General features: G+C 72.9%; 27 protein-coding genes and 1 pseudogene. 21 read left to right on the plus strand and 7 right to left on the minus strand.

The genetic code is table 11. From position 1 onward, the window contains the following. Positions 1-17 precede the first annotated feature (17 nt). Both B0E53_RS05090 and B0E53_RS05095 read right to left on the minus strand, forming a co-directional pair. Positions 18-212 (minus strand): DUF397 domain-containing protein, encoded by a 195-nt coding sequence (locus B0E53_RS05090; RefSeq protein WP_107074907.1) that lies wholly within the window; start codon positions 210-212, stop codon positions 18-20. After that, positions 209-994, minus strand: coding sequence for a helix-turn-helix transcriptional regulator (locus B0E53_RS05095; RefSeq protein WP_107074908.1), 786 nt, complete (start codon positions 992-994; stop codon positions 209-211). Before B0E53_RS05095 ends, B0E53_RS05090 begins: the two co-directional genes overlap by 4 nt. Positions 995-1,285: 291 nt before the next feature. On the opposite strand from B0E53_RS05095, the gene B0E53_RS05100 reads away from it, so the two are divergent. The 12 genes from B0E53_RS05100 (at position 1,286) to B0E53_RS05155 (ending at position 13,254) form a co-directional block, all read left to right on the plus strand. Then, entirely contained in the window at positions 1,286-2,026 is a 741-nt protein-coding gene (locus B0E53_RS05100) for a flavin reductase family protein (RefSeq protein ID WP_107074909.1), read from the plus strand. A gap of 159 nt (positions 2,027-2,185) precedes the next feature. Beyond that, entirely contained in the window at positions 2,186-2,554 is a 369-nt protein-coding gene (locus tag B0E53_RS05105) for a DUF485 domain-containing protein (protein ID WP_107074910.1), read from the plus strand. Next, the gene (locus B0E53_RS05110) at positions 2,532-4,205 is read left to right on the plus strand and encodes a cation acetate symporter (protein WP_107074911.1); all 1,674 of its coding nucleotides are present in this window, start codon (positions 2,532-2,534) and stop codon (positions 4,203-4,205) included. Before B0E53_RS05105 ends, B0E53_RS05110 begins: the two co-directional genes overlap by 23 nt. A 70-nt stretch (positions 4,206-4,275) precedes the next feature. After that, the gene (locus B0E53_RS05115) at positions 4,276-5,256 is read left to right on the plus strand and encodes a UDP-glucuronic acid decarboxylase family protein (protein WP_107074912.1); all 981 of its coding nucleotides are present in this window, start codon (positions 4,276-4,278) and stop codon (positions 5,254-5,256) included. Positions 5,257-5,330: 74 nt separating this feature from the next. After that, the gene (locus B0E53_RS05120; RefSeq protein WP_107074913.1) at positions 5,331-6,575 is read left to right on the plus strand and encodes an LCP family protein; all 1,245 of its coding nucleotides are present in this window, start codon (positions 5,331-5,333) and stop codon (positions 6,573-6,575) included. Between the two features lie 209 nt (positions 6,576-6,784). After that, a complete protein-coding gene (locus B0E53_RS05125) occupies positions 6,785-7,999 on the plus strand; it encodes an LCP family protein (RefSeq protein WP_107074914.1) in 1,215 nt (404 codons plus the stop codon). Positions 8,000-8,216: 217 nt separating this feature from the next. After that, positions 8,217-9,125 carry an LCP family protein gene (locus B0E53_RS05130; RefSeq protein ID WP_107074931.1) on the plus strand — a complete coding sequence of 303 codons (909 nt, stop codon included), beginning with the start codon at positions 8,217-8,219 and terminating at the stop codon, positions 9,123-9,125. A 28-nt stretch (positions 9,126-9,153) separates the two neighbouring features. Next, positions 9,154-9,489: a rhodanese-like domain-containing protein gene (locus tag B0E53_RS05135; protein WP_091316463.1), complete on the plus strand. Its 336-nt coding sequence runs from the start codon at positions 9,154-9,156 to the stop codon at positions 9,487-9,489. A 14-nt stretch (positions 9,490-9,503) separates the two neighbouring features. Next, positions 9,504-10,295 carry a glycerophosphodiester phosphodiesterase family protein gene (locus B0E53_RS05140; protein WP_107074915.1) on the plus strand — a complete coding sequence of 264 codons (792 nt, stop codon included), beginning with the start codon at positions 9,504-9,506 and terminating at the stop codon, positions 10,293-10,295. Between the two features lie 75 nt (positions 10,296-10,370). Beyond that, a complete protein-coding gene (locus tag B0E53_RS05145) occupies positions 10,371-11,825 on the plus strand; it encodes a PAS domain-containing sensor histidine kinase (RefSeq protein ID WP_107074916.1) in 1,455 nt (484 codons plus the stop codon). Between the two features lie 66 nt (positions 11,826-11,891). Next, positions 11,892-12,308, plus strand: coding sequence for an ATP-binding protein (locus B0E53_RS05150; protein WP_210405929.1), 417 nt, complete (start codon positions 11,892-11,894; stop codon positions 12,306-12,308). 61 nt (positions 12,309-12,369) lie between these two features. Next, positions 12,370-13,254 (plus strand): DUF5926 family protein, encoded by an 885-nt coding sequence (locus B0E53_RS05155; RefSeq protein ID WP_107074918.1) that lies wholly within the window; start codon positions 12,370-12,372, stop codon positions 13,252-13,254. A gap of 48 nt (positions 13,255-13,302) precedes the next feature. Here the strand turns inward: B0E53_RS05155 and B0E53_RS05160 are convergent, their stop codons facing one another. Next, positions 13,303-14,514 carry an arginine deiminase gene (locus tag B0E53_RS05160; protein ID WP_107074919.1) on the minus strand — a complete coding sequence of 404 codons (1,212 nt, stop codon included), beginning with the start codon at positions 14,512-14,514 and terminating at the stop codon, positions 13,303-13,305. Positions 14,515-14,677: 163 nt separating this feature from the next. Here B0E53_RS05160 and B0E53_RS05165 point away from each other — a divergent pair, with 163 nt between their 5' ends. The 5 genes from B0E53_RS05165 to pheA all read left to right on the plus strand — a co-directional run bounded on the left by B0E53_RS05165 (position 14,678) and on the right by pheA (position 18,131). Further along, on the plus strand, positions 14,678-15,415 hold the full coding sequence (locus B0E53_RS05165; protein WP_107074920.1) for a hypothetical protein: 738 nt from the start codon (positions 14,678-14,680) through the stop codon (positions 15,413-15,415). A 224-nt stretch (positions 15,416-15,639) separates the two neighbouring features. After that, positions 15,640-16,095 carry a hypothetical protein gene (locus B0E53_RS05170; RefSeq protein WP_107074921.1) on the plus strand — a complete coding sequence of 152 codons (456 nt, stop codon included), beginning with the start codon at positions 15,640-15,642 and terminating at the stop codon, positions 16,093-16,095. Positions 16,096-16,170: 75 nt separating this feature from the next. Next, the gene (locus B0E53_RS05175) at positions 16,171-16,560 is read left to right on the plus strand and encodes an ACT domain-containing protein (protein ID WP_107074922.1); all 390 of its coding nucleotides are present in this window, start codon (positions 16,171-16,173) and stop codon (positions 16,558-16,560) included. 82 nt (positions 16,561-16,642) lie between these two features. Then, positions 16,643-17,164, plus strand: coding sequence for a hypothetical protein (locus tag B0E53_RS05180; RefSeq protein ID WP_107074923.1), 522 nt, complete (start codon positions 16,643-16,645; stop codon positions 17,162-17,164). A gap of 10 nt (positions 17,165-17,174) precedes the next feature. Beyond that, positions 17,175-18,131, plus strand: a complete 957-nt coding sequence (gene pheA / locus B0E53_RS05185; RefSeq protein ID WP_107074932.1) for a prephenate dehydratase — start codon at positions 17,175-17,177, stop codon at positions 18,129-18,131. Positions 18,132-18,174: 43 nt separating this feature from the next. On the opposite strand, the gene B0E53_RS05190 is transcribed toward pheA, so the two are convergent. From B0E53_RS05190 to B0E53_RS05200, 3 genes are all read right to left on the minus strand, one after another. After that, positions 18,175-18,897 (minus strand): AIM24 family protein, encoded by a 723-nt coding sequence (locus tag B0E53_RS05190; RefSeq protein ID WP_089011966.1) that lies wholly within the window; start codon positions 18,895-18,897, stop codon positions 18,175-18,177. Positions 18,898-18,990: 93 nt separating this feature from the next. Further along, the gene (locus tag B0E53_RS05195; protein WP_210405930.1) at positions 18,991-19,335 is read right to left on the minus strand and encodes a metallopeptidase family protein; all 345 of its coding nucleotides are present in this window, start codon (positions 19,333-19,335) and stop codon (positions 18,991-18,993) included. A gap of 87 nt (positions 19,336-19,422) precedes the next feature. Further along, positions 19,423-19,851 (minus strand): OsmC family protein, encoded by a 429-nt coding sequence (locus B0E53_RS05200; RefSeq protein WP_107074925.1) that lies wholly within the window; start codon positions 19,849-19,851, stop codon positions 19,423-19,425. Positions 19,852-19,970: 119 nt separating this feature from the next. On the opposite strand from B0E53_RS05200, the gene B0E53_RS05205 reads away from it, so the two are divergent. The 3 genes from B0E53_RS05205 to B0E53_RS05215 all read left to right on the plus strand — a co-directional run bounded on the left by B0E53_RS05205 (position 19,971) and on the right by B0E53_RS05215 (position 22,582). Next, the gene (locus B0E53_RS05205; RefSeq protein WP_107074926.1) at positions 19,971-20,714 is read left to right on the plus strand and encodes a hypothetical protein; all 744 of its coding nucleotides are present in this window, start codon (positions 19,971-19,973) and stop codon (positions 20,712-20,714) included. Between the two features lie 234 nt (positions 20,715-20,948). Then, positions 20,949-21,770, plus strand: a complete 822-nt coding sequence (locus tag B0E53_RS05210; protein ID WP_107074927.1) for an HAD family hydrolase — start codon at positions 20,949-20,951, stop codon at positions 21,768-21,770. Beyond that, entirely contained in the window at positions 21,770-22,582 is an 813-nt protein-coding gene (locus tag B0E53_RS05215) for an HAD family hydrolase (protein ID WP_107074928.1), read from the plus strand. Before B0E53_RS05210 ends, B0E53_RS05215 begins: the two co-directional genes overlap by 1 nt. 49 nt (positions 22,583-22,631) lie before the next feature. On the opposite strand, the gene B0E53_RS05220 is transcribed toward B0E53_RS05215, so the two are convergent. Further along, positions 22,632-23,225 (minus strand): bacterial proteasome activator family protein, encoded by a 594-nt coding sequence (locus B0E53_RS05220; protein ID WP_107074929.1) that lies wholly within the window; start codon positions 23,223-23,225, stop codon positions 22,632-22,634. An 85-nt stretch (positions 23,226-23,310) separates the two neighbouring features. Between B0E53_RS05220 and B0E53_RS05225 the strand changes: the two are divergent. Continuing rightward, positions 23,311-23,618: pseudogene (locus B0E53_RS05225) on the plus strand (alpha/beta hydrolase); the annotation flags it as partial.

A 23,618-nucleotide genomic window follows, 5' to 3' on the forward strand; every position in this document is an offset into this window, starting at 1 on the left:
CCGGCAGGGTAGGGCCCTCAGTCGAGCGCGCGCCGGCGGAGGCTGGTCACCAGGGAGCGCCAGGCGTCCGGGGTGAAGGCGAGCGCGGGCCCGGACGGGTCCTTGCTGTCCCGCACCAGCACCACCCCGGGCAGGTTGTCCGCCACCTCGACGCAGTTGCCCTCGTTGGCCGACCGGACCGACTTGCGCCAGCGGGGCGCGACACTCGTCATGGCGTCACCTTCAGCTTGTTGATCAAATCGAGTGAGGCGCTTTCGCCGAGCGCCTCACCAAGCAGATGCTCCCATTTGCGCTGCACCAAGCCTATCCACTCCGGATAGTCGGCGATCTGACCGCGAGCGGCGTTGTCGAGACAGAGCAGACGGTCGTGTCCGGGTAGCTCCGCGAGCACGAAGCCACCGCCCATCGAGACATGCGCGCCGACATCGAGCGGCAGGACATGCAGCCGCACGCCGGGAAGCTCGGCAGCTTCGAGCAGCCGGCCAAGCTGGCGGTCCATGGCTGCCGGTCCTCCGATCGGCCTGCGCAGAGCGCTCTCGTCGATGACGAACATGCACTCAGGCGGATTCTCCCGGTAGAGCAGGCGCTGCCGGCTCATCCGGAGGCTGACCAACTCCTCCACCCGATCGCTCCGGTACAAGCCGCCGGCCGAGGCGACCGACCGGGCATACTCCTCGGTTTGCAGGAGGCCAGGGACCAGACACGGCTCGAAGTAGCACAGCCGGATCGCCCGCTCTTCGTGGCCGGGCCACGACTCGAACCAGGCTGGCCCGCTGTTCTCCTCGCCCGCCGCCAGCAGGCTGGCGAGGAGGCCGCCGGTGCCGAGGGCCTGGTCGGCGGCGACCGCGAACTCCATGGTCGGCCGGCGTCGCCCGGTCTCGATGGCGGCCACCGTGGACGGGCTCCACCTGATCAGCGCGGCCAGCCCTTCCTGCGAGACGTCCGCACCCGCCCGGGCGGCCTTCAACGCCCGGATCCACACCTCGATGTTCATCCTTACCTCTCCGGTAAGTACGTGATCGCGCTGTGTAGTAAGCCCTGGCATCCTCCCCTGCCCGAGCCGCCGAGTCCAGGGTGGAGGGGCGCGGCCCGGCTGGTGGAGGCGACGACCCGGCGGCCGGTCCTGCGGCAGGTCGCCCCGGCCATCCCCCGGCCGGGGCGACCCCTTCCCGGGGAGGCCCTGATGAGCGACGACCGCCGAGATCTTGGACGCAGACGGCCCCCTGCGGGGCCGAATCCGTCCAAGATCTGGAAGAGACCGGGCCAGGCCAGGGCGCACGTGGCAATGCGGCCGGCGTGGCGGTGTCGGGCGTGCGGGGCGCACTGGCCGTGCCAGCCGGCGCGGCTCGCCCTGCTGGCGGAGTACCGGCACGACCGGACCGCGCTGCTGCTCTTCCTGGGTCGCCTCCTGGCGGAGGCCACCGAGCAGCTTCCCGGCGCCCGGGACCTGCACCGGCGCTTCCTGGGTTGGGCCCGGGGCCGGGGCGGCACAATGTTTCACGTGAATCATGAGCCGGGCGCCGAGATCCACCACACCGACCCGTTCGCCGTGCCGGCCGGGCAGCGCTCGCCGGTCCGCCGGCTGCGTGGCCGGCTGGCCGCTCCGGTGACGCTCTGGACCGCGCCCGGCCCGGCGGGGCTGACCGTCTCGTCCACCCTGGTGGCCGAGGGGGAGCCGGACCGGCTGCTCGGGCTGGTCGACCCGGAGTCGGACCTGTGGGCGGCGGTGGAGGAGGCGGGCCGGTTCGCGGTCGCGCCGCTCGGCCCGCAGCACCGGCAGCTCGCCGACCGCTTCGCCGGCCTCTTCCCCTCGCCGGGCGGCCTCTTCGCCCTCGACTCCTGGACCGACACGCCGTACGGGCCGGTGCCCACGGACGCCGGCGGGTGGGCCGGGTGCCGCCTCGACACCGCCCGGGAGTACGGCTGGGGCCTGCTGGTCGAGGCGACCGTCGAGGCGGTCGACCTGGCCGAGGAGACCGCGCCGCTGCTGCACTACCGCGGCCGCTACCGGGGGCTGACCGACTGACCACCGACCGGTGACCGGAGTGACGTAGGTCACTCGGCGCAGCCGGACTGCCGTTCGGCGCAGCCGTCGACCGTCGCCGATCCGAGCCTTCCCCGGCGGGGAGCGCGCTCTCTACCGTGCGCGGAAACTCCCCACGCCTGCGAAGGTGGTGATCCACAGATGTCCACGGACACACCCGCGTCCGCACCCGCCGAGTCGGCGGCGGAACGGTACCTCGCCGTCCAGCGGTCGGACGAGTTCGCCGGGTTGCGGCGCGCACTGCGCGGCTTCGTCTTCCCGATGACCGTCGCGTTCTTCCTGTGGTACGCGCTCTACGTCATCCTCTCCGCGTACGCGCGGGGTTTCATGGGCACGAAGCTGGTCGGCAACATCAACGTCGCCCTGGTCTTCGGCCTGCTCCAGTTCGTCTCCACGTTCGTCATCGCCTGGCTCTACTCGCGGTTCGCCGACCGGCGGATCGACCCGGTGGCCGACCGGCTCCGCGCCGAGGTGGGGGAGGTGACCCATGAACACGGTTCTCGCGGCTGAGGCGGGCGGCACGACCGCCCGCAACCTGACCATCACGCTGTTCCTGGTCTTCGTGGCGATCACGCTGGCCATCACGGTCTGGGCCAGCCGCCAGACCAAGACCGCCACCGACTTCTACGCCGGCGGCCGGTCCTTCTCCGGCTTCCAGAACGGCATGGCGATCGGCGGCGACTACATGTCCGCCGCGTCCTTCCTGGGCATCGCCGGCATCATCGCCCTGTACGGCTACGACGGCTTCCTCTACTCGATCGGCTTCCTGGTCGCCTGGCTGGTGGCGCTGCTGCTCGTCGCCGAACTGCTGCGCAACTCCGGCCGGTACACGATGGCCGACGTGCTGGCCTTCCGGATGCGCCAGCGCCCGGTCCGGACGGCGGCCGCGGTCTCCACCATCACGGTGTCGATCTTCTACCTGCTGGCCCAGATGGTCGGTGCGGGCGCGCTGGTCGCCCTGCTGCTCGGCATCAAGCCGGGCACCACCTTCCTCGGCATGGACGCCGACACCGCGAAGGTCGCCACCATCATCATGGTCGGCGCCCTCATGATCATCTACGTCACCGTGGGCGGCATGAAGGGCACCACGTACGTGCAGATCGTCAAGGCGTTCCTGCTGATGACGGGTGCGCTGGTGATGACCCTGCTGGTGCTGGCGAAGTACAAGTTCAACCTGTCCTCCCTGCTCGGTGACGCGGCCGACGCCTCGGGCAAGGGAGCGGCCTTCCTCGAACCCGGGTTGCGCTACGGCGTGGAGACACCCGGCGACGCGCTGAAGACCTTCTACAGCAAGATGGACCTGCTCTCGCTGGGAATCGCGCTGGTGCTCGGCACGGCCGGCCTGCCGCACATCCTGATCCGCTTTTACACCGTGCCGACCGCGAAGGCGGCCCGGAAGAGCGTGCTCTGGGCGATCGGCATCATCGGCACCTTCTACCTGCTCACCCTCGCCCTCGGCTTCGGCGCGGCGGCGCTGGTCGGCGGCAAGGCGATCACCGCGCAGGACAAGGCCGGCAACACGGCCGCCCCGCAGCTCGCCGAGGCGCTCGGCAAGGACTTCTTCGGCGGGAACCTGGGCGGGGCGACGCTGCTGGCGATCATCGCGGCGGTGGCCTTCGCCACGATCCTGGCGGTGGTCGCGGGGCTCACCCTCGCCTCGTCGTCCAGCCTGGCGCACGACTTCTACGCCAACGTCATGAAGAACGGCCAGGCGTCCGAGCGGCAGGAGGTGAACGTCGCCCGGATCTCCGCCCTGGTGATCGGCGCGATCTCCATCGTGCTGTCGATCTTCGCGCAGAGCCTGAACGTGGCGTTCCTGGTGGCGCTGGCGTTCGCGGTCGCCGCCTCGGGCAACCTGCCGGCGATCCTCTACAGCCTGTTCTGGAAGCGGTTCAACACCTCGGGCGCGGTCTGGGCCATCTACGGCGGCCTGCTCGCCGCCGTGGTGCTGGTCTTCTTCTCCCCGGTGGTCTCCGGGGCGCCGACGGCCATGTTCCCCGACCACGACTGGCACTGGTTCCCGCTGTCGAACCCGGGCATCATCTCGATCCCGTTCGGCTTCCTCTGCGGCTGGATCGGCACGCTGCTGTCGAAGGAGCACGACGAGGAGAAGTACGCCGAACTGGAGGTGCGCTCGCTCACCGGCGCGGGCGCGCACTGACCACACCCCCACCCCGGTGGGCCGGAGCCGTCGTCGGCTCCGGCCCACCGGCTTGAGTAGGCTGGCCGGCATGAAGGTCGCTCCCCGCTTCGGCTCCGGACATCGCATCCTCGTCACCGGCGGCGCCGGCTTCGTCCCGTCGCACCTGGTCGACCGGCTCATCGAGCGCGACTGCACGGTCGTGGTGCTGGACAACTTCGTCACCGGCTCCAAGGACAACATCGCGCACCTGCTCGAGAAGCCGACCTTCTCGCTGATCGAGGCGGACATCTCCGAGGGGCTGCCGACCGACCACCCGGCGATGGCCGAGCGGTTCGACGCGATCCTGCACATGGCCTCCCCGGCCAGCCCCACCGACTTCGAGAAGCTGCCGGTGGAGATCCTGCGGGTCGGCTCGGTGGGCACGCTGCACCTGCTGGAGCGGGCCACCGCCGACGGCGCCCGGTTCCTGATGGCCTCCACGTCCGAGGCGTACGGGGACCCGAAGGAGCACCCGCAGCGCGAGACGTACTGGGGCAACGTCAACCCGATCGGCATCCGGAGCGTCTACGACGAGGCGAAGCGCTTCTCGGAGGCGGCCACCATGGCCTACCACCGCAGCCGGGGCACCGACACCGCGATCGTCCGGATCTTCAACACTTACGGCCCGCGGATGCGGCCGGACGACGGCCGGGCCATCCCGACCTTCATCTCCCAGGCGCTGCGCGGCGAGCCGATCACCGTGCACGGCACCGGCAACCAGACCCGGTCGATCTGCTACGTCGACGACCTGGTGCGGGGCATCCTGCTGCTGCTCGACTCGACCGAGACCGGCCCGATCAACTGCGGCACCGAGCACGAGATGTCGATGCGGCAACTGGCCGAGACGATCGTGTCACTCACCGGAAGCAGCTCCGAGGTGAGCTACATCACTCGCTCGGCCGACGATCCGGAGATGCGCCGCCCCGATCTCACCCTCGCCCGCGAGCTGCTGGGATACGAACCCACCGTGGCGCCCGAAGACGGCCTCCGACGCACGATCGAGTACTTCCGCGACCGGCTAGGTTACTGAGTCCCGCTGGGAGGAGGCTGACACCCGCCTGCGCCTCAGGGCGCGGGTGGCTCGACCGACCTACCCTCGGTTACATGTCAGCGACCTCGTCTGCCGGCGTCCCGTTCCCCGCACCCCTGAGCCGGAGCGCGGGCCGCGCCCAGGTTCCCGGCTCCGGCCGGGGTACCAGCGGGCGTGCCCGCGCCACCGACGCCCGCTGGTACCCCTCGTACGACGAGGAGCCGCGCTCGGGCGGGCCCGGCGGTCCGGGTGGACCGACCGGCCCGGACGGGCCGGGTGGCGGCGCGGGCGGTCCCGGCCGGCGCGGCCCCCGTCCGCGCTGGGGGCGGATCGGCCTGGTGGCCGGCGTCGCCGTGCTGGTGCTGGCGCTGCTCGGCGGCGCCGGTGCCTGGCTCTACGCCCGCAACCTCAACGGCGACCTGGCCCGGACCGACCCCTTCTCCCAGATCACCGGGGGGCGGCCGGCCAAGCAGGTCGAGGGCGCGTTGAACATCCTGCTGGTGGGCAGCGACTCGCGGGACCCGGACGCCGAGGTGGACGCCGCCGGCAAGTGGCGGGCGGACACGCTGATCGTCATGCACATCCCGGCCGACCACAAGCACGCCTACCTGGTCTCCATCCCGCGTGACCTGTACGTGCCGATCCCGGAGAACGCCGGCGCGTCCTGCGACTCGGGTTCCCGCAACAAGATCAACGCGGCCTTCGCGTTCGGCGGCCTGCCGCTCGCGGTGAAGACCGTGGAGTGCTTCAGCGACGTCCGGATCGACCACGTGATGGCCATCGACTTCGGCGGCTTCAAGGAGGTCACCGACGCCCTGGGCGGGGTGGACCTCAAGGTGGAGCGGACCATCACCTCGATCCACAAGCCGTACCGGACGTTCACCAAGGGCGTGAACCACATGAACGGCGCCGAGGCCCTGGACTGGGTCCGGCAGCGCAAGCAGTTCCCGGACGGCGACTTCGCCCGGATGCGCCACCAGCAGGAGTTCCTCAAGGCGCTGATGGACAAGGCGGCCAGCACCGGGACATTGACCAACCCCAAGAAGCTCAACGATTTCCTCAAGGCGGTCACCGCCGCCGTCACGGTCGACCAGGGATTCTCGTTGACCGACATGGCGCTGCAGTTCCGGAGCCTGCGCGGGGAGAACCTGACCTTCGTCACCAGCCCCAACCTGGGCGGCCAGACCATCGACGGCCAGTCGGTGGTGGTCTCCGACCGGGAGAAGGCACTGGCGATGTACAAGGCCATCGCCGCGGACACCATGGCCGACTGGCTGAAGGCAAACCAGAAGACGGACACCGACGGGAGCGGCGGCTGACGCCACCCCCGCGATGGTGGCACATCCGGTCGGCGGTCAAGGCTCATCCCGCAGTGAGCCAACCGCCGGCCGGATCTTTTCATTTGGCCGTTCGGCCACAACCCGGAGTCATTGGCCGAGATTGACGGGAATAGCCCTCGCACGAGGTCGCGAGAACGGGAACAGATACGTAAAGTGGTCCCGCCCCCGATCACCGAGCTGGAGCACGCATGCCGGTCCAGACCAGCCGTCGCCCTCAGTCACTGGAGCCCGGATCACCCGGGTGGGTTCCCCCGATCATCCCGACGCAGCCCGACCCCGGCGGCCGCGGTCCGGGTGGCGGGAAGAAGCGCACCAAGCGCAAGGACCCGCTCTGGGCCAAGCTCACCGTGATCTTCGGCGCCGTCCTGATGATGACCAGCGGCCTCGCGATCGTCGGCAGCAAGGCGGTGATCGGCCAGGCGACCGGCAACATCGCGCAGCGCAACCTGCTCGGTGACGCGGGCAAGACCAACGCCGAGGGTGGCAACAGCCTGGACGGCCCGATCGACATGCTGCTGCTCGGCGTGGACGCCCGGCAGCGCTGGGCCGCCGACGACGTCCGCTCGGACACGATCATCATCCTGCACATCCCGGCCAGCCACGACCAGGCCTACCTGATCTCCATCCCCCGGGACACCGAGGCGCGGATCCCGGCCTTCGAGAAGAGCGGCTACCGGGGCGGCACCGACAAGATCAACGCGGCCTTCCAGATCGGCGCCCGCAACGGCGGCGGCTGGGAGGGCGGTGCCCAGCTCATGGCCAAGACCATCAAGTCGATGACCGGGATCAGCTTCGACGGTGCCGCGATCATCAACTTCGGCGGCTTCAAGAACGTCATCGACGCGCTCGGCACGGTGCGGATCTGCGTCAGCCACGAGGTGCCGTCGCACCACATGTCGATCGTCGACGGCAAGCCGATGTGGAACGCCGACGCGAAGAAGACCGGCAAGCCCTACAAGCCGGTGGTGCACAAGAAGGGCTGCAAGGAGATGGAGGGCTGGGAGGCCCTCGACTTCGCCCGCCAGCGCTACGGCCTGCCGAACAGCGACTACGACCGCCAGCAGAACCAGCAGCAGCTGATCAAGGCGATGGCGAAGAAGGCGACCGACAAGGGCATGCTGACCAACCCGATCAAGCTGAACCAGCTGATCAAGGCGGCCGGCAAGGCCTTCATCCTGGACACCGGCGGCGTGCCGATCGCGGACTTCATCTTCACGCTCAAGGGCGTCAGCGGGAACGACCTGGTCACCCTTCGTACCAACGGCGGCACCTACAGCCCGAACGCCGACCACACCAAGGAATCGCTCAACGAGCAGAGCATGGACATGTTCAAGGCGGTGAAGGAGGACAAGCTCGCCGACTTCGTGGTGGCGAACCCGAACGTCCTCTCCACCCGCAAATGACCTGGTGACCGGTCGGTAGCCGCGGCGAAAGCGGCACCGCCCGGCGGTTCCCCCCGTAGCCTGACGTGAGCGGGTCTCATGTCGCGGCTACGGGGGGAACGTCACGTTCAGGCCAGCACGGAACGCACGCGGGCGGACCCGATCCGCCCGCTGGCCGCGGTTCCTGCTCGGCGCCGGTCTGGCCCTGCTCCTGCTCGCCACCCTCGGCGTGGCCGGCATGCACTGGCTCACCAACCGGTACGACCGCACGGTCACCAAGGAACAACTGCTCGACGCGTCCGCCCGGCAGAAGCGCACCAACCTCTCCGGTCCGCTCAACTACCTGCTGATCGGGTCGGACCACCGGCTCGGCGCGAACCCCGAGGACCAGCGCTCGGACAGCATCCTCATCGTGCACGTGCCGGCCGGGCTGCGGCAGGCGTACCTGATCTCCGTGCCGCGCGACCTGCTGGTCGCCATCCCGGCGGCGCCCGGCTACGGCGGCGGCCAGGACAAGGTCAACGCGGCGTACGAGCACGGCGGCGGGGGCGAAGCCGGGGCCCGGCTGCTCAGCGCCACCCTGACCCGGCTCACCGGGGTGCGCTTCGACGGCGCCGCACTTGTCGACTTCTCCGGCTTCAAGCAGGTCATCGACCTGCTCGGCGGCATCCGGATGTGCGTCGACACCCCGGTCCGGTCGATCCACACGAAGACCCAGTTCGACCCCGGCTGCCAGCAGATGGACGGCGCCCGGACGCTGGACTACGTACGGCAGCGCTACGACCTGCCCGGCGGCGACTACGACCGGCAGCGCCACCAGCAGCAGATGCTCCGGGCGGTGCTCGACAAGGCCGGCGAGACCCACCTGCGCAGCGACCCGGTGAAGCTGGACCGGGTGCTCCGGGCGGTCGGCGGCGCGCTGACCCTGGACAGCAACGGCGTACCCGTGGAGGACCTGCTCTTCGCGCTGCGCGGGCTGCCCGCGGACGCCCTGCGCGGGGTCCAGGTGCCCTCCTACCCGCAGACCATCGACCAGGTCTCGTACGTGGTGCTCGACAACGGCGGCGGCGGGCTCTTCGACGCGCTGCGCGGCACCCGGATGCCGGAATGGGCCGGGGCCCACCCCCGCTGGGTCAACCAGCTCTGACCGGAGCGGGCCGCTAGGCTTGGTAGCCGTGTTCGGACCCCAGGTTCCCAGCGTGCCCGCGTCGGCCGTGCCCGACGACATCTACCTCCTCGACGTCCGGGAGGACGACGAGTGGGGCGCCGGCCACGCGCCGACCGCCCACCACCTGCCGATGACCGAGCTGCCCGCCCGGATCGCCGAGGTGCCGGACGACCGCGAGGTGGCGGTGATCTGCCGCTCGGGCGGCCGGTCCGCGCAGGTGGTCGCGTACCTGATGCGCAACGGCTGGGACCAGGTCCGCAACGTCGAGGGCGGGATGGGCGACTGGGCCGCCGCCGGCCGCCCGGTGGTCACCGACGACGGGCAGCCGGGCCGGGTCGCCTGAGGCGCGACGCGGCCATGACCACCCCCCTGGTCTTCGCGCACCGCGGCGCCTCCCACGACCTGCCGGAGCACACGCTCGCCGCCTACCTGCGCGCCCTCGACGAGGGCGCGGACGGTCTGGAGTGCGACGTCCGGCTGACCCGGGACGGGCACCTGGTCTGCGTTCACGACCGCCGGCTGGACCGGACCAGCAACGGTCACGGGCTGGTCAGCGCGCGCACCCTCGCCGAGCTGGAGACGCTCGACTTCGGCTCGTGGCACCCCGGCGGGTCGGCGGCCGACGGGGACGAACCGCTCGACGAGTCACACACCCGGCTGCTGACGCTGGAGCGGCTGCTCGACGCGGTGCTCGCCGCCGGGCGGCCGGTCCGGCTGCTCGTCGAGACCAAGCACCCCTCCCGCTACGGCCGGGACGTCGAGCGCCGACTGGTCACCGTGCTGCGCCGGTACGGCCTGGCCGAGCCCGGCCCGGACGACCCGGTCCGGGTCACCGTGATGTCCTTCTCCCCGCTGGCCGTCCGCCGGATCCGCGACCTCGCGCCGGCGCTGCCCACCGTGCTGCTGCTGGAGGTGCTGCCGCGCTGGCTGCGGCTGGGCCGGCTGCCGTTCGGCACCCGGATCGCCGGGCCGGGCATCGGCCTGGTCCGGGCCCGCCCGCAGCTCGTCCCCGCGCTGCGGGCCGCCGGCAACCAGGTCTACGTCTGGACGGTGAACGAGCCGGCCGACCTTGAGCTGGTGCTGGCCGCCGGGGTGGACGGGGTGATCACCGACCGGCCCGCCCGGACGTTGGCCCGGTTGGGCCGATGAGCCCCCGGTCCGACCGGTGGGCGGTCGCCCGGCCAGGGGGTGTCCCCGGGCCGGGCGGCACGGCACACTCGGGACATGCCGGAGCGAACCGACTTCACCGCCCTCATCGCCGGCCACACCAACGTGATCAAGATGATCAACTCGGGTGAGTCCGGGCTGGCCGTGCTCACCCGGCTGCTCCGCGAGGTCGAGCCGGCAGTCGGCGCGGCCGGCCTGGTGTTCGTGGAGTTCGCCCCCGCCGGTGGGCGGGTGATCGCGGCGACCGGCACTGCGGAGTTCCTCACCGGCTGCCCGCTGCCGGCCACCGACCCGGCCACCGTCTGCCTGCTCTCCGGCCCGCCCGTCCGCGAGGTCCGGGTCGACGCGATCCCCGGCGCGCTCGCCGACGAGGTCGCCGCGCGCGGGCTGCGCCGGATGATCCTGGCGCGCGCCGAGATCGGCGGCCTGACGGTGGGCAGCCTGCACGCCCTCTACCCGGAGGGCGGGCCGCTGGACGCCTCCCAGCGCGCGGTGGTCGGCTACGTGGCCGCCTGCATCGCCCACATGTACGGCGACCAGACCGGCCTGCCGGTGCACGGCGACGGCCCCGTGGTGGCGGCGCTCGCCGACGGCCTGGCGGTGGTCGACCGCGACCACCACGTCCGGCTCTGGAACCCGGCCGCCGCCCAGGTGACCGGCCGGCCGGCCGGCGAGGCGCTGAACCGGCCGCTGCCGTTCCCGCTCCCCCCGTCCGGCCAGGTGCTCGACCACCGGCTGCCGGACGGCCGCTGGCTGCGGATCACCTCCGGCGAGCTGCCCGGGCCGGGCGCGCTGCGGGTGGTCACCTTCCGCGACATCACCGACCAGCAGCGGCGCGACCACGACCGGGACCTCTTCGTCGCGGTGACCAGCCACGAGCTGCGCACCCCGGTCACCGTGATCAAGGGGTACGCGGACACCCTCACCGATCACTGGGAGTCGCTCAGCGACGACGACCGGCGGCAGGCCGCCCGGATCATCGGGCAGCGCGCCAACGATCTGGCCCGGCTGGTCGACCGGCTGCTCACCGCCGCCACCGAGAACCGCCCCGGCGGCGAGCCGGCCGCCCCGTTCGACCTGGGCGACGCGCTGCGCGCGGCGGTGCTGGACCTGCCGGCGGACGTCCGGCACCGGATCGTCCTCGACCTGCCGGCCGACCTGCCCAAGGCGCTCGGCGACCGGCACACCCTGGCCACCGTGCTCACCGAGCTGAGCACCAACGCCGGCAAGTACTCGCTGCCGGACACCCCGATCGAGGTCTGCGCCGAGGCCAACGAGCGGACCGTCTCCTTCCGGGTCGCCGACCGGGGCATCGGCATCCGGCCGGAGCACGTGGAGCGGGCATTCGACCGGTTCTGGCAGGGGGAGTCCGGTGACCGGCGGCGCTACCCGGGAGCCGGTCTGGGGCTCTATCTCGTCCGGCAGATCGTTGAACAGCAGAATGGATGGGTATCCCTCCGACCGAGAGCCGGTGGGGGTACGGTCGCAGAGGTGCGGCTGCCACGGGGATGAACCCGGCCCGCACGGGGGTGGGAAGGAACGACGGTGTCGACGGGTTCGGCCGAACGATCGTGGTGCGTGGTGGTGCCCCACCACGCCACCGGCGCGCGTCGGGCCCGGCACCGCCTCGCCGACGAGCTGGCCGAGGTCGTACCCCCGACCCTGCTGGCCGACCTGGTCGCGGTCCTCGCCGAGCTGGTCGGCAACGCCGTGCGACACGCCGACCCGCTGCCCGGGGGCGTGGTCCGGGTGTCCTGGCGGCTGCGGACGACGGCCGGCGGGCAGACCGTCCAGCTCCGGGTGACCGACGGCGGGGCCGCCTCCGGCCCGCTGATGCGGGTCGCCAACCCCGACGCCGTCGACGGGCGCGGCCTGCACATCATCTCCGGGCTGGCGAGCCGCTGGGGGGTCGAGCGGGACGGCCTGGGCCAGAGCGTCTGGGCGGAGTTCGACCCGACCGGCGTGACCCGGTCGGATCTGGTCGTGGCCGGTTGAGCCGACCGGGCAGGCGGGTTGCGCCCACGGCCGTCCGGTCCGGCATCTAGGCTGTTTCGCCGTGAGCAAGCGTCGAAAGACCCAGCGGGCCGCCGAAGCCACCCCCAAGCGGGAGAAGGTGCGCGACGTCTTCGTGCCCCGACCGTTCGAGGGCCTGGTCGACGAGCCGGAGTGGATCGCCCTGCGCGAGCTGGTGCCGGCCGCCTCCGCGCCGCTGCGGCTGACCCCCGAGCTGGTCGAGGAGTACGGGGACCGGGCGGTCACCCTGGCCACCGTGCTGCCGCTGGCCGCCCCGGCGATGACCAAGCCGGACGGGCGCGTCTTCATCGGCCTCCAGCGGCACCAGCAGTCCGGCGACGTCTCCCGGGACCTGGCCGACGCGCTGCTCTGCGCGCTGCGGACCGAGCCGGGCGGCCAGGTGAGCGTGCCGCCGCTGCCCGGGCCGGGCCCCCGTCTCCAGGACATCCTGGTGGACGGCCCGCTGGAGATCAGCATGCATGGGGGGTTCGAGTTCTGGCTCGACCCGGGTGCCGCCGACGACCCGAACGTGCAGGCGTCCCTGGAGCGGGCCAACGCGGCGATCTACCCGACGGTGAAGCTGGCCGCGGCGCGGGCCGCGTACTGGTGCCGGGTGCCGGAGAAGGCGCACGTGCGCTGGGTGCTGCCGGAGGACGAGGACGTGGCGCTGGACGCCCTGTCCCGGCTGAGCGCGGCCGGCACGCTGACCCTGGGCGACAACACCCGGTTCGCCGGCATGTTCCGGGCGCACGGCCGCCTGGTGCCGGTGTGGGACCTGCCCGAGGACGCGCCGGCCACCGACTGGGAGGAGCCGGTGACCGGGTTCGCCAAGCGGTACGCCGAGGCGCTGGAGGAGCGGGGGCCGCTGGACGCCGCCGGGCGCCGGGCCCGCCAGGGCCTGCTCGGCCGCCAGCTCACCCTGCGCTGAGCCGATCGTCGCCGCGGTCCCCGGTCACCGACCGGGGCCCGTCGTCGTTCAGCGGCGCAGCGGGTCGCGGACCAGCGGGCAGGACATGCAGCGCGGGCCGCCCCGTCCGGAGCCCAGCTCCGACCCCGCGATGGCGATCACCTCGATGCCGGCCCGCTCCAGCTGGGCGTTGGTCTCCACGTTCCGCTCGTAGCCGACGCAGAGTCGTGGCGCCAGGGCGAGGGTGTTGTTGCCGTCGTCCCACTGCTCCCGTTCGGCGGTGACCGGGTCGAGACCGGTGTCGATCACCCGGAGCTGGTCGAGGTCCATGGCGTCGGCGGCGGCCCGCAGGAACGGCGCCGGGCCGTCGACCCGCGGATCCTCGCCGTCCGCGCCGGCGATGACCGTGTACGCGGTGAGCTCGTTGGCGATGTTCGGGTACATCAGCACGGCGTCGACGTCGACCATCGTGCAGACCGTGTCCAGGTGCATGGTGGCCCGCTCCTGGGCGATCGGCACCACCAGGATGGTGTGCGCGAGCCCGGCGGCGAATACCTGCCGGGCCAGCCGCTCCGCGCCGGCCGGCGTGGTCCGCTCGCCGACGCCGACCGCGAGCACCCCCGGCGCGAGCAGCAGCACGTCGCCGCCCTCCAGGTGCTCCAGCTCGGGGTGGTAGACGAACTCGGTGCCGACGAAGCGGGGGTGGTAGCGGTAGATCGCGTCGGTCAGCGTGGTCTCGCGGCGGCGGGCCGGCATGGCCAGGCTGGTCACCCCGACCCGGTCCCCGATCCAGACCGACGAGTCGCGGGTGAAGAGCAGGTTGGGCAGCGGGTCGATGACGAAGTCGTGCCGGTCCATCAGCGTCCAGACCAGACCGCCGGGGCGGTCCGGGCCGATCCGCACCTCCTCGTGGGCGAGCCCGGCGACGAACACGTCGGCCAGGGCGGCCGGGTCGAGGTAGGTGAGGTGGTCGGCGACCCGGCGGCGCAGGGTGTCGCCCAGCCGGGGCGAGCGGAGCACCAACTCGGTCAGCTCGGCCCGCGCGTCCGGCACGGCCAGGGTTTCGGCCAGCAGGGTGGCCAGGTAGAGCACCTCCACCCCGCGGGACCGCAGGGCCGCCGCGAAGGCGTCATGCTCCTCCTGCGCCCTGCCCACCCATGGGATAGCGTCGAAGAGCAAGGAGTCGTTGTTGCGTGGGGTGAGGCGGGCGAGTTCCGGCCCCGGGCGGTGCAGCAGCACCGTGCCGAGCCGACCGACCTCGCTGTCCACGTAGTGGGTCACCCTCGCAGCGTAGGACAGGCTTCCGCACCATCCGGGAAAAGAAGTGTGAATGAATATGGCATTCATCCGCACTCATTCCGGCGCTCCAACTTGCCGAACACCGGGGTGTGCAACGTAGGGTAGTGAAGACATAACTTCGAGAGACCTTTTGCCGGAGGTCGCGATGACTGTCTTTCCCGCTCGCCGAGCCGTACCGAGCCGGGCACTGCCGCCCGTCTCGGTGCCGCATCCCCGGGTCGAGTCCACCTCGGTGCTCGAGCCGGCCCGACCGACTCCGCTCGAGTGGGCCCGCCGCCGCCGGGCCGAGCGGGGGGCCCGCAGGTTGGAGGCGGCCGGGGCCCGCGCCCTCGGCCAACTCGACCACCTCGGCCCCGCCTGGCACGTCATCGAGTGGCCCCGCACGGACGCCGCGGACGTGCTGCTCGACCGCACCCAGGACGAGCGGGCCGGTTTCCTCGCCATCGGGCCGAGCGGGCTCTTCGCGGTCACCGTCGCCGACCACGGCCGGGCCCGGGTGCTCGTCGCCGGCGACGTCGTGCAGATCAACGGCAAGCGTCCGCCCTATGTGGCCGAGGCCCGCCGCGACGCCAAGCGGGCCGCCAAGGCCCTCTCCGACGCCGTCGGCCTGCCGATCCCGGTTACCCCGGTGCTGACCTTCGTCGGCTCCGGGGTCATCAGCGTCTACGGCCTGCCCAAGGACTGCCTCATGGCCACCCACCGGGAGTTGGACCGCCTGCTCGTGGCGGGCGGCAACCGGATCAGTCCGGCCACCGCCGAGAAGCTCTCCCGGGTCGCCCAGGCTCCGTCGACGTGGCTCAACGGCACGTACCGTCCAGCCGCCGACTACCGGTGGTACGAGGAGGGCCGAACGGCCGCTGACAAGCGGGCCGCCCGCCGGTAACGTCTCCGGCGACGCCACGCGGTCCGCGGCTCCGCCCCGGTGGTTCCGTCGGCCCGCGCCGTCGCCGGCCGCCTGACACCGGGCACCCGTCGCACCGACCCGTGTCCCCGGTCGCCGAGCCCTCGAATGCCCGTGCGGCTCCGGTGACCGGACGCAGCGCGGTCGGGCGGTCGTCGTGACGACCGGCTAGCGTGGACAGACCGTCGGTGTACATAGGAGGCGCGGTGGCCCACGTCGAGCTCTCGCTCTCGGAAGTGTTCGTGCCCGCAGCGGGGACACCGACCGAGCAGGAGTCCGACAACTTCGGGCAGTGGTCCGACACGGTCTCCCGGGCCGCCGAGCCCTGCCTGCTCATCGACGCCGACACCACCGTGGTGGCGATCTCCTCGTCCGGCTGCGACCTGCTCTGCCTCGGCGCCCCCGAGGACGTCATCGGCCGGCCGCTGCTGGAGGGCGGCCTGCGCCTGGTCGACTTCACCGCCAGCCCGAGCGAGCTGACCGAGCAGGAGACCGACAAGATCCCGCCGCTGCTCGCGCTGCTCTCCGGCCGGCTGGCCCGGGGCCTGCTCCGGGTCCAGGGGCCCGGCGCCGACGCCGTCACGACGGTGGACGCCATCTCCACGCCGGTGCTCACCGACGGCGAGGTGGCCGGCTCGCTCACCTTCTTTTCGGCCGTCTGACCTGCGACGACGTGTGGCAATCGCCGCACCGGGCGGTGCTGGGGCGGTGCCGCGTCAAGGCCGTAGGGTGCCCTCATGCTCGATGTCGCTCTGTTGCCGGGCGAGTACGCCGTGTGCCGCCTGCCGGCCGGCACCGTGCTGCCTCCACGGCTCTGGGGTGCGTTGACCGGCCGCGACGTGGTGACGGTGAGCTGGACCGCCGACGGCGTGTCGGTGATCTGCCCTGCCGAGCGGGCGCCCGCCGGGGCGGACGTGGAGACCGAATGGCGCTGCCTGCGGCTGGTCGGCCCGCTGGACGCGGCGGTCACCGGCACCCTCGCCGCCCTGGTCGACCCGCTCGCCCGGGCCCGGGTCGACGTGGTGGCCTTCTCCACGTACGACACCGACCACGTGCTGGTGCCGGCCGTGCAGCTGGCCGAGGCGACCGGCGCGCTGGAGCGGGCCGGGCACCGGGTCCACAAGTAACCTTCACCCGATCGGGTGATCCACCTACGATGGGCTCGGCCGACCGGCCGTGACGACGTCCCTCGATGCCGAGGATCGCACCGTGCCCTGCACCCCGCCCCGCCCCGCCCGCCGCCACCTCGCGGTGGCGCTGGGCGCCCTGCTCGCCCTCGCCGGCTGCGGCGCGCCGCCCGAGCTGCGCCACCCCGCCGCGTCCGCGACCACCCTGCCGACCACCTCCGCCACCCCGACCCCCGGCCCGACGCCGACCGCACCGGTGACCCCGACCCGGCCGGCCCGCACGGCACCGGTCCCGGACCCGACCGCCACGCCCTGCCGGTCCGGCCCCTCCGGCGACCGGGTGGTCGCCCTGCTGCGCGGTTCGGCCGGGGTGCTGCCCCGGGACGTCCGGGTCACGGTGCGGACCGGGCCGCTCTGCGCCGAGGGCTGGCAGTACACGGTGCTGGCGGTGAGCGGGCACGAGGAACTCCAGGTGGTCACCCGGGGCCGGCCCACCGCGCTGGAGCTGGTCACCGCCGGCACGGACGTGTGCGGCGTGGAGGTACGCGCCACCGGCCCGTCCGGCATCCGGACCCTGGCCTGCGACGGCACCCCGGGTGCGTAGTCTGGTCGACATGCCGGGAACACCGCCGACCCGCTTCGTCTACCTGGGCCCCGAGGGCACCTTCGCCGAGCAGGCGCTGCGTACCGTCCCCGCCGCCGAGCGGGGTGACCGGACGCCGGCGCGCAGCGTGGGCGAGGCGCTGGACGCCGTACGGGCCGGGGAGGCGGACGCGGCGCTGGTGCCGCTGGAGAACTCCATCGGCGGCGCGGTCGGGGTGACCCTGGACGAGCTGGCCGAGGGGGAGCCGCTGGTGATCACCCGCGAGGTGATCCTGCCGGTCGAGTTCGTGCTCGCCAGCCGCGCCGGCATCGCGCTGGCCGAGGTGCACAGCGTGGCGGCCCACCCGCAGGCGTCCACCCAGTGTCGGGGCTGGCTCCGCGACCACCTGCCCGACGCCACCGTGGTCGACGTGCTCTCCAACGGCGCCGCCGCGGCGGGCGCGGCGAGCGGCGAGTACGACGCCGCCATCTGCGCCCCGATCGGCGCCACCCGGCACCGGCTGACCGTGCTCGCCGACAAGATCGCCGACCACCCGGACGCGGTGACCCGGTTCGCGCTGGTCTCCCGCCCCGGCCCGCCCCCGCCGCCGACCGGCGACGACGTCACCTCGCTGGCGGTCTACATCGCGCACGACCGGGTCGGCGCGCTGCTGTCGGTGCTCACGGAGTTCGCCACCCGCGGGGTGAACCTGAGCCGGATCGAGTCCCGCCCGACCGGCGAGGCGCTCGGCCGGTACGTGTTCTTCCTCGACTGCACCGGGCACGTCGCCGACGTACGCCTCGGCGAGGCGTTGCAGGGGCTGCGCCGGGTCTGCGCGGACGTGCGCTTCCTCGGCTCGTACCCCCGGCACCGCTGGAATCCGGCGGCGAGCGACCGGCCGGTCCCCGCGCCGGCCGGCCTCTCCGACGCCGACTACGCGGACGCGGCGGCCTGGCTGTCCCGGCTGCGCGCCGGCGAGCTGAACTGACGGTGCGTGGGGTGCCCGAGCGGGCACCCCACGCACCGGACGGTCACTGCAGCAGGCCGCCGAGCAGGCCGCCCTGCTGCTGCTGAGCGCCGCTGCCCTGCACCGGAGGCTCCTCGGAGGGCTGGACCACGACGAATCCCTGCCCGGCGAAGCTCATCGTGAACGCCTCGCCGGTGCTGCGGCCGAGCAGCGTGCCCAGGCCGAGCTGCTCCGCCCGGTGGTAGCCGGTCTGGAGGTTGGCCGACCAGCAGACCGCGGCCTGCGGGTCGACGTAGGTGGGCTGGTCGACGTTGAGCACGACGGGGGTGCCCTTGGTGGTGATCGCGATCCGGCCGTGGCCGGTGAAGACGCAGTTGAACAGGCCGGACGAGGACGCCATTCCGGCGCCGCCGACCATCTTGATGTCGTACTGGAGGGTGGAGTCGAAGGCCAGCACGCTGGAGCCGTTGATCGACAGGGCGTCGCCGGGCTCCAGGTCGATGATGTGCACGTCCTTGGCCAGCTCGGCGAGGAAGACGTCGCCGCGGCCGGAGAGCTTCATCAGCGGCACACCCTCACCGGTGAGCCGCTGCTTGATGAACTTGCCGATGCCGCCGGAGCCGAGCGCCTGGAACTGCACCTGACCCTGGTACGCGACCATGGACCCGACCCGGGCCATCGCCTCGCCGTTCAGCTCGATCTTCAGCATCTTGGAGTTCTGCAGCCGCATGCCCGGCTGCTGGGACTCCTTCTCAAGGTTCTCCGCGGAGAACAGCGCGCTGCGCATGGGTTTCCTCCTGCATCGGGTGTGCCTGCACCGGAGGTTAGGGGACCCGCGCAACAGCGGGGATCGGCCGAGCGGGGCGCGACGCCGGCCCGGTCAGGCCCAGCCGAGGGCGTGCAGTCGGTCATCGTCGATGCCGAAGTGGTGGGCGATCTCGTGCACCACCGTCACCGCCACCTCGTCCACGACGTCCTCCTCGGTGTCGCAGATCGCCAGGATGGGGTTCCGGAAGATGAGGATGCGGTCGGGCAGCACACCGGCGTAGTCCCAGCCCCGGGACGTGAGCGCGTGCCCCTCGTAGAGCCCGAGCAGGTCCTCGCCGGGCGGCGGGTCGTCCTCGACCAGGATGACGACGTTGCTCATCAGCGCGAGCAGCTCCTCGGGCACCTCGTCGAGCGCCTCGCCGACGAGCTCCTCGAACCGCTCCCGGCTCATCTGCACGGCCACGCCGCCCGGTCACCCCTTCACGATCGGCACGCAGCGCGGCAAGGGCGCCCGGCAGGGCACCCTTGCCGACGTCGCGCGTGGTCAGGCCAGGCGGGCGTTCAGCGTGATCTGCGCGCCCGGGGAGAGCAGCCGGGAGATCGGGCAGTTCTCCTTGGCCGCCTCGGCCAGCTTGGTGAACTGGGCCTCGTCCAGGCCCGGGACCTGGCCGACGGTCTCCAGGTCGATCCGGGTCACGGTCATGCCCGCGTCGGTCTTGTCGAAGTGCACCTTGGCGGTGGTCTCCACCGACGTGTCGGTGGCGCCGGCGTCGGCGAGCTGCTTGGAGAGGGCCATCGAGAAGCAGCTGGCGTGCGCCGCGCCGATCAACTCCTCGGGGTTGGTGCCCTCGCCTTCCTCGAAGCGGGACTTGAATGAGTAGTTACCGGTCAGGCCGCCCTTGCCGGTGCGGACGGTGCCGGACCCCTCGGTCAGGTTGCCCTGCCAATGAGCGGAAGCGGTACGGATAGGCATGGCATCGACGCTAACCGAAAACGGCTCGCACCGCACCGGGCTGTCCGCTTGCGGTCTCTGTCACCGGGTGCCGGCTGTGTCATGATTCGACGCAGGCCCGCGTACGGGAAGGGTGGCCGATGTCCCAGGATCTCCCCATCCCCAGGCAGGACAACCGGTCCGACGACACCACCGTCGTGGAGTGGGGCGACGTCGAACCGGCCCCGTCCGGCCGGGTCGGGCGGAGCCTGGCCGGCCTGGGCCGCGACCACCGCCTCCCGCCGGTGCTCACCGGGCTCGGCGCGGTGGCCGCGGTCGCCTCCCTGATCGGCGAGTGGCTGGTGCTGACCGTGCCGAACGACGACCCGTCGGCGAACAGCCCGCTCCGGCTGCCGAGCGGGGTGGCGGAGGTGGGCGGCTTCGGGGTGGCGTACCTGGTGGGTCTGCTCGGCCTGGCCGCCGCCGTGGCCCTGGCGCTGCGCGGTGCCCCGGCGGTGCGGCAGCACGCCCGGCTCGCCGGCCTCGGCATCGCGGCGGCCCTGCTCGCCGTGCTGACCGCGACCGCCTTCTCGCTGCAGGAGCTGGGCCAGCGCGCCCTCTTCTTCCCCACCGAGCAGCGGCTCCAGGTGGAGCACGGGCGCGGCCTGGTCACCGCCTTCCTGGCCACCCTGCTGCTGGCCGCCGCGCTGCACCTGTCCGGCCGGTCCGACGCCGAGCCCGCCGACCGGGCGGGCGAGCCCGGGGCGGAGCCGGCCACCGGACCCGCGGACGGGCGGTCCGGCCGGAGCCGGCGCCGGGCGGCCGAGGACGAGCTGCCACCCGCCCCGGCCGACCTGAGCGTCCAGCCCACGACGCCCTTCGCCCACCCCGAAACGCCCCGCTGACCGGGCGCGGCCGGGTCCTCGGGCCGCGCTCCGGACCGCCCGGAACCGCCCGCGCGCCGCGCGTCGGGCCGGCCGTGGTGGGACACCGGACGGCCGCCGCGGGTTGGTGTCCGATTCGCCGAAAAGCCATGGTTGCGACTCGTTCCGCGAGATACGGTTGCTGCCCGCCGTCCGGTGGCCGCGGCACCGAGGACCTGGACGGCCGACGCGACGGCGGCGGGCGAAGGAGGAACCATGACCCGCCCGGGACTGCCCAAGCTGATCGCCACCGACCTCGACGGCACGCTCGTCCGCAGCGACGAGACCGTCTCCGCGTACACCCACGAGGTGCTCGACCGGGTGCGGGCCGCGGGGATCCCGGTGGTCGGCGCCACCGGCCGGGGGCCGCGCCTCACCGAGCTGACCCGCAACGACATCCGCGCCGCCGACTTCCTGGTGATGGCCGGCGGGGGTCGGGTGGTCGACCAGAGCGACCCGGCCGGGCCGCTGGTGCTGCGTGACGAACGTCTCTCCGGCGCGGTCCTGGCCCGGATCCTGGCCGACCTGGAGGCCGCCGCCGGCCCGCTCACCGTGATGGTGGAGGCGTCCGACGAGCACGACGCGCCGCTCTGGGGTGACTACCATCCGAGCTGGCCCTACCAGGACCGGTTCGAGGCGCGCAGCCGTGCCGAGTGCCTCTCCGGCGACGTGCTCAAGGCGTTCGCGCGGACCGCCGACCACCACGTGGACGAGCTGCTGGCGGTGGCCCGCCGGATCGTCCCGGCCGAGCTCGCCACGCTCACCCAGGCCGGGCTCGGCTTCGTCGAGATCTGCCCGCCCGGGGTGGACAAGTCCACCGGGCTCACCGTGGTCGCCGAGCGGCTCGGCGTCGACCCGGCCGAGGTGCTGGTCTTCGGCGACCAGCCGAACGACCTGCCGATGTTCGGCTGGGCCGGCTGGGGCCGGGTGGCGGTGGCCAACGCGCACCCGGACGTGCGCGCCGCAGCCGACGAGATCACCCTGCGCAACGACGACGACGGCGTCGCCGTCTACCTGGACCGACTACTCTCCCGGTGATGGGAGAGGTACCTCGACTGGTCGCGACCGACATCGACGGCACGCTGCTCCGGGACGACCGGACGCTCAGCCCGCGTACCGCGGGGGTGCTGGCCCGGATCTCCGCGGCGGGCACGCCGGTCGTGCTGGTCACCGGCCGTCCCATCCGCTGGCTCCAGCTCGTGTACGACCAGCTCGCCGAACCGCTGCCGGCGATCTGCGCGAACGGCGCGGTGGTGTACGACCCGGTGGCCGACGAGGTGCTCCGCGCCGACCCGCTCGCCCCGGAGCTGCTGGCCGAGGTGGCCCGGCGGCTGCGCGCCGAGGTGCCCGAGGTGAGCTTCGCGGTCGAGATCGTGGACAGCCGGCAGATGCGGCACGAGGCGCACTACCCGCTGCGCTGGGACGCGGACGCCGACGCGATCCGGGCCATCGAGTCGCCGGAGGAGCTGCTCGCCGTGCCGGCGGTGAAGCTGCTGGCCCGGGCCGGCGAGCAGGACCCGGACGTGTTCGTCCGGGTGGTGGCCGGCGCCCTGCAGGGGTTGGCCGAGGCGACCCACTCGTCGTACAGCGGGCTCGTGGAGATCTCCGCCGCCGGGGTGACCAAGGCGGCCGGCCTGGCCTGGTACGCGGCGCGGCTCGGCATCGACGAGCGGGACGTGCTGGCCTTCGGTGACATGCCGAACGACGTGCCGATGCTGACCTGGGCCGGCCGGGCGGTGGCGGTCGCCAACGCGCACCCGGCCGTCCTGGCGATCGCCGACGAGGTGGCCGGGGCGAACACCGAGGACGGCGTGGCCGCGTATCTGGAGCAGCTCTTCGGGGTGGCCTGACCGGCCGGGGCGTGCCCGGCCGGTCAGCGTTCGCCGGCGCCCCGGCGGTTCAGAGGTACTGCCCGGGCGCGTGGCCCTCGTTGGTCTGCGGCATGCCCGGCATGCCCGGCACCATCCCGCCGCCCGGGCCGCTGGGCAGCGCCTGCCGGCCGGAGCGCATCTGCTCCAGCTGGACACGGGCGGCCATCTGTTGGGCGACCAGCGCGGCCTGGATGCCGTGGAACAGCCCCTCCAGCCAGCCGACCAGCTGGGCGTGGGCGATCCGCAGCTCGCTCTCGCTGGGTGCCTGGTCCTCGGTGAAGGGCAGCGAGATCCGTTCCAGCTCCTCGCGCAGCTCGGGGGCGAGGCCCTCCTTCAGCTCGACGATCGAGCGCTCGTGGATCTCGCGCATCCGGTGCCGGCTGGCGTCGTCCAGCGGCGCTGCCTTGACCTCCTCCAGCAGCTGCTTGATCATGCTGCCGATCCGCATCACCTTGGCGGGCTGCTCGACCAGGCGGGTCGGATCCTCCCCCTGGCCCTCGTCGGTCTGCACGGTGCCGACCGGCCGACCGTCCGGCCCGACCACCACCACGGTGCCGGGGATGCCATCGTTGCCCTGTTCGTCGTCCTGTCCGGCGGAGCGCGCTTCGGTCATGGGACCCATCTTTACCCACCCCCACCACGCGCACGCGCCCGGACCGGCTGCCGGCGCGGAACCACCCGGCCGGGGGCGCGCTACCGTCGCCCTCATGCCCGCAGACCCGCGCGCCGTGCTGACCCGGCCGGCCCCGCCGCCGGACGCCACCGTCGCCTACGGCGACCACCCGGACCAGTGCGCCGACCTGCGCCGACCGGCCGGCGACGGACCGCCCCGGCGGCTGGTGGTTGTGGTGCACGGCGGGTTCTGGCGGGCCGAGTACGACCGCACCCACACCGGTCCGATGGCGGCGGCGCTGGCCGCGCTCGGCCACCCGGTCGCCCAGGTCGAGTACCGGCGCACCGGCCAGCCGGACGGGGGCTGGCCGCACACCCTCGCCGACGTGCTGGCCGGGGTGGC

The organism is Micromonospora sp. MH33 (assembly GCF_003013775.1).
Taxonomy (GTDB): domain Bacteria; phylum Actinomycetota; class Actinomycetes; order Mycobacteriales; family Micromonosporaceae; genus Micromonospora; species Micromonospora fulviviridis.

What these genes read in the sequence shown, in the direction of transcription:
- B0E53_RS05100 (WP_107074909.1), top strand. Translation starts at nt 1,286, where the DNA reads ATGCGGCCGGCGTGGCGGTGTCGGGCGTGCGGGGCGCACTGGCCGTGC.
- B0E53_RS05120 (WP_107074913.1), top strand. Translation starts at nt 5,331, where the DNA reads ATGTCAGCGACCTCGTCTGCCGGCGTCCCGTTCCCCGCACCCCTGAGC.
- B0E53_RS05210 (WP_107074927.1), top strand. Translation starts at nt 20,949, where the DNA reads ATGACCCGCCCGGGACTGCCCAAGCTGATCGCCACCGACCTCGACGGC.
- pheA (WP_107074932.1), top strand. Translation starts at nt 17,175, where the DNA reads ATGCCGGGAACACCGCCGACCCGCTTCGTCTACCTGGGCCCCGAGGGC.
- B0E53_RS05095 (WP_107074908.1), bottom strand. Translation starts at nt 994, where the DNA reads ATGAACATCGAGGTGTGGATCCGGGCGTTGAAGGCCGCCCGGGCGGGT.
- B0E53_RS05090 (WP_107074907.1), bottom strand. Translation starts at nt 212, where the DNA reads ATGACGAGTGTCGCGCCCCGCTGGCGCAAGTCGGTCCGGTCGGCCAAC.
- B0E53_RS05200 (WP_107074925.1), bottom strand. Translation starts at nt 19,851, where the DNA reads ATGCCTATCCGTACCGCTTCCGCTCATTGGCAGGGCAACCTGACCGAG.
- B0E53_RS05105 (WP_107074910.1), top strand. Translation starts at nt 2,186, where the DNA reads ATGTCCACGGACACACCCGCGTCCGCACCCGCCGAGTCGGCGGCGGAA.
- B0E53_RS05130 (WP_107074931.1), top strand. Translation starts at nt 8,217, where the DNA reads ATGCACTGGCTCACCAACCGGTACGACCGCACGGTCACCAAGGAACAA.
- B0E53_RS05125 (WP_107074914.1), top strand. Translation starts at nt 6,785, where the DNA reads ATGCCGGTCCAGACCAGCCGTCGCCCTCAGTCACTGGAGCCCGGATCA.
- B0E53_RS05140 (WP_107074915.1), top strand. Translation starts at nt 9,504, where the DNA reads ATGACCACCCCCCTGGTCTTCGCGCACCGCGGCGCCTCCCACGACCTG.
- B0E53_RS05110 (WP_107074911.1), top strand. Translation starts at nt 2,532, where the DNA reads ATGAACACGGTTCTCGCGGCTGAGGCGGGCGGCACGACCGCCCGCAAC.
- B0E53_RS05175 (WP_107074922.1), top strand. Translation starts at nt 16,171, where the DNA reads ATGCTCGATGTCGCTCTGTTGCCGGGCGAGTACGCCGTGTGCCGCCTG.
- B0E53_RS05145 (WP_107074916.1), top strand. Translation starts at nt 10,371, where the DNA reads ATGCCGGAGCGAACCGACTTCACCGCCCTCATCGCCGGCCACACCAAC.
- B0E53_RS05115 (WP_107074912.1), top strand. Translation starts at nt 4,276, where the DNA reads ATGAAGGTCGCTCCCCGCTTCGGCTCCGGACATCGCATCCTCGTCACC.
- B0E53_RS05165 (WP_107074920.1), top strand. Translation starts at nt 14,678, where the DNA reads ATGACTGTCTTTCCCGCTCGCCGAGCCGTACCGAGCCGGGCACTGCCG.
- B0E53_RS05190 (WP_089011966.1), bottom strand. Translation starts at nt 18,897, where the DNA reads ATGCGCAGCGCGCTGTTCTCCGCGGAGAACCTTGAGAAGGAGTCCCAG.
- B0E53_RS05220 (WP_107074929.1), bottom strand. Translation starts at nt 23,225, where the DNA reads ATGGGTCCCATGACCGAAGCGCGCTCCGCCGGACAGGACGACGAACAG.
- B0E53_RS05215 (WP_107074928.1), top strand. Translation starts at nt 21,770, where the DNA reads ATGGGAGAGGTACCTCGACTGGTCGCGACCGACATCGACGGCACGCTG.
- B0E53_RS05205 (WP_107074926.1), top strand. Translation starts at nt 19,971, where the DNA reads ATGTCCCAGGATCTCCCCATCCCCAGGCAGGACAACCGGTCCGACGAC.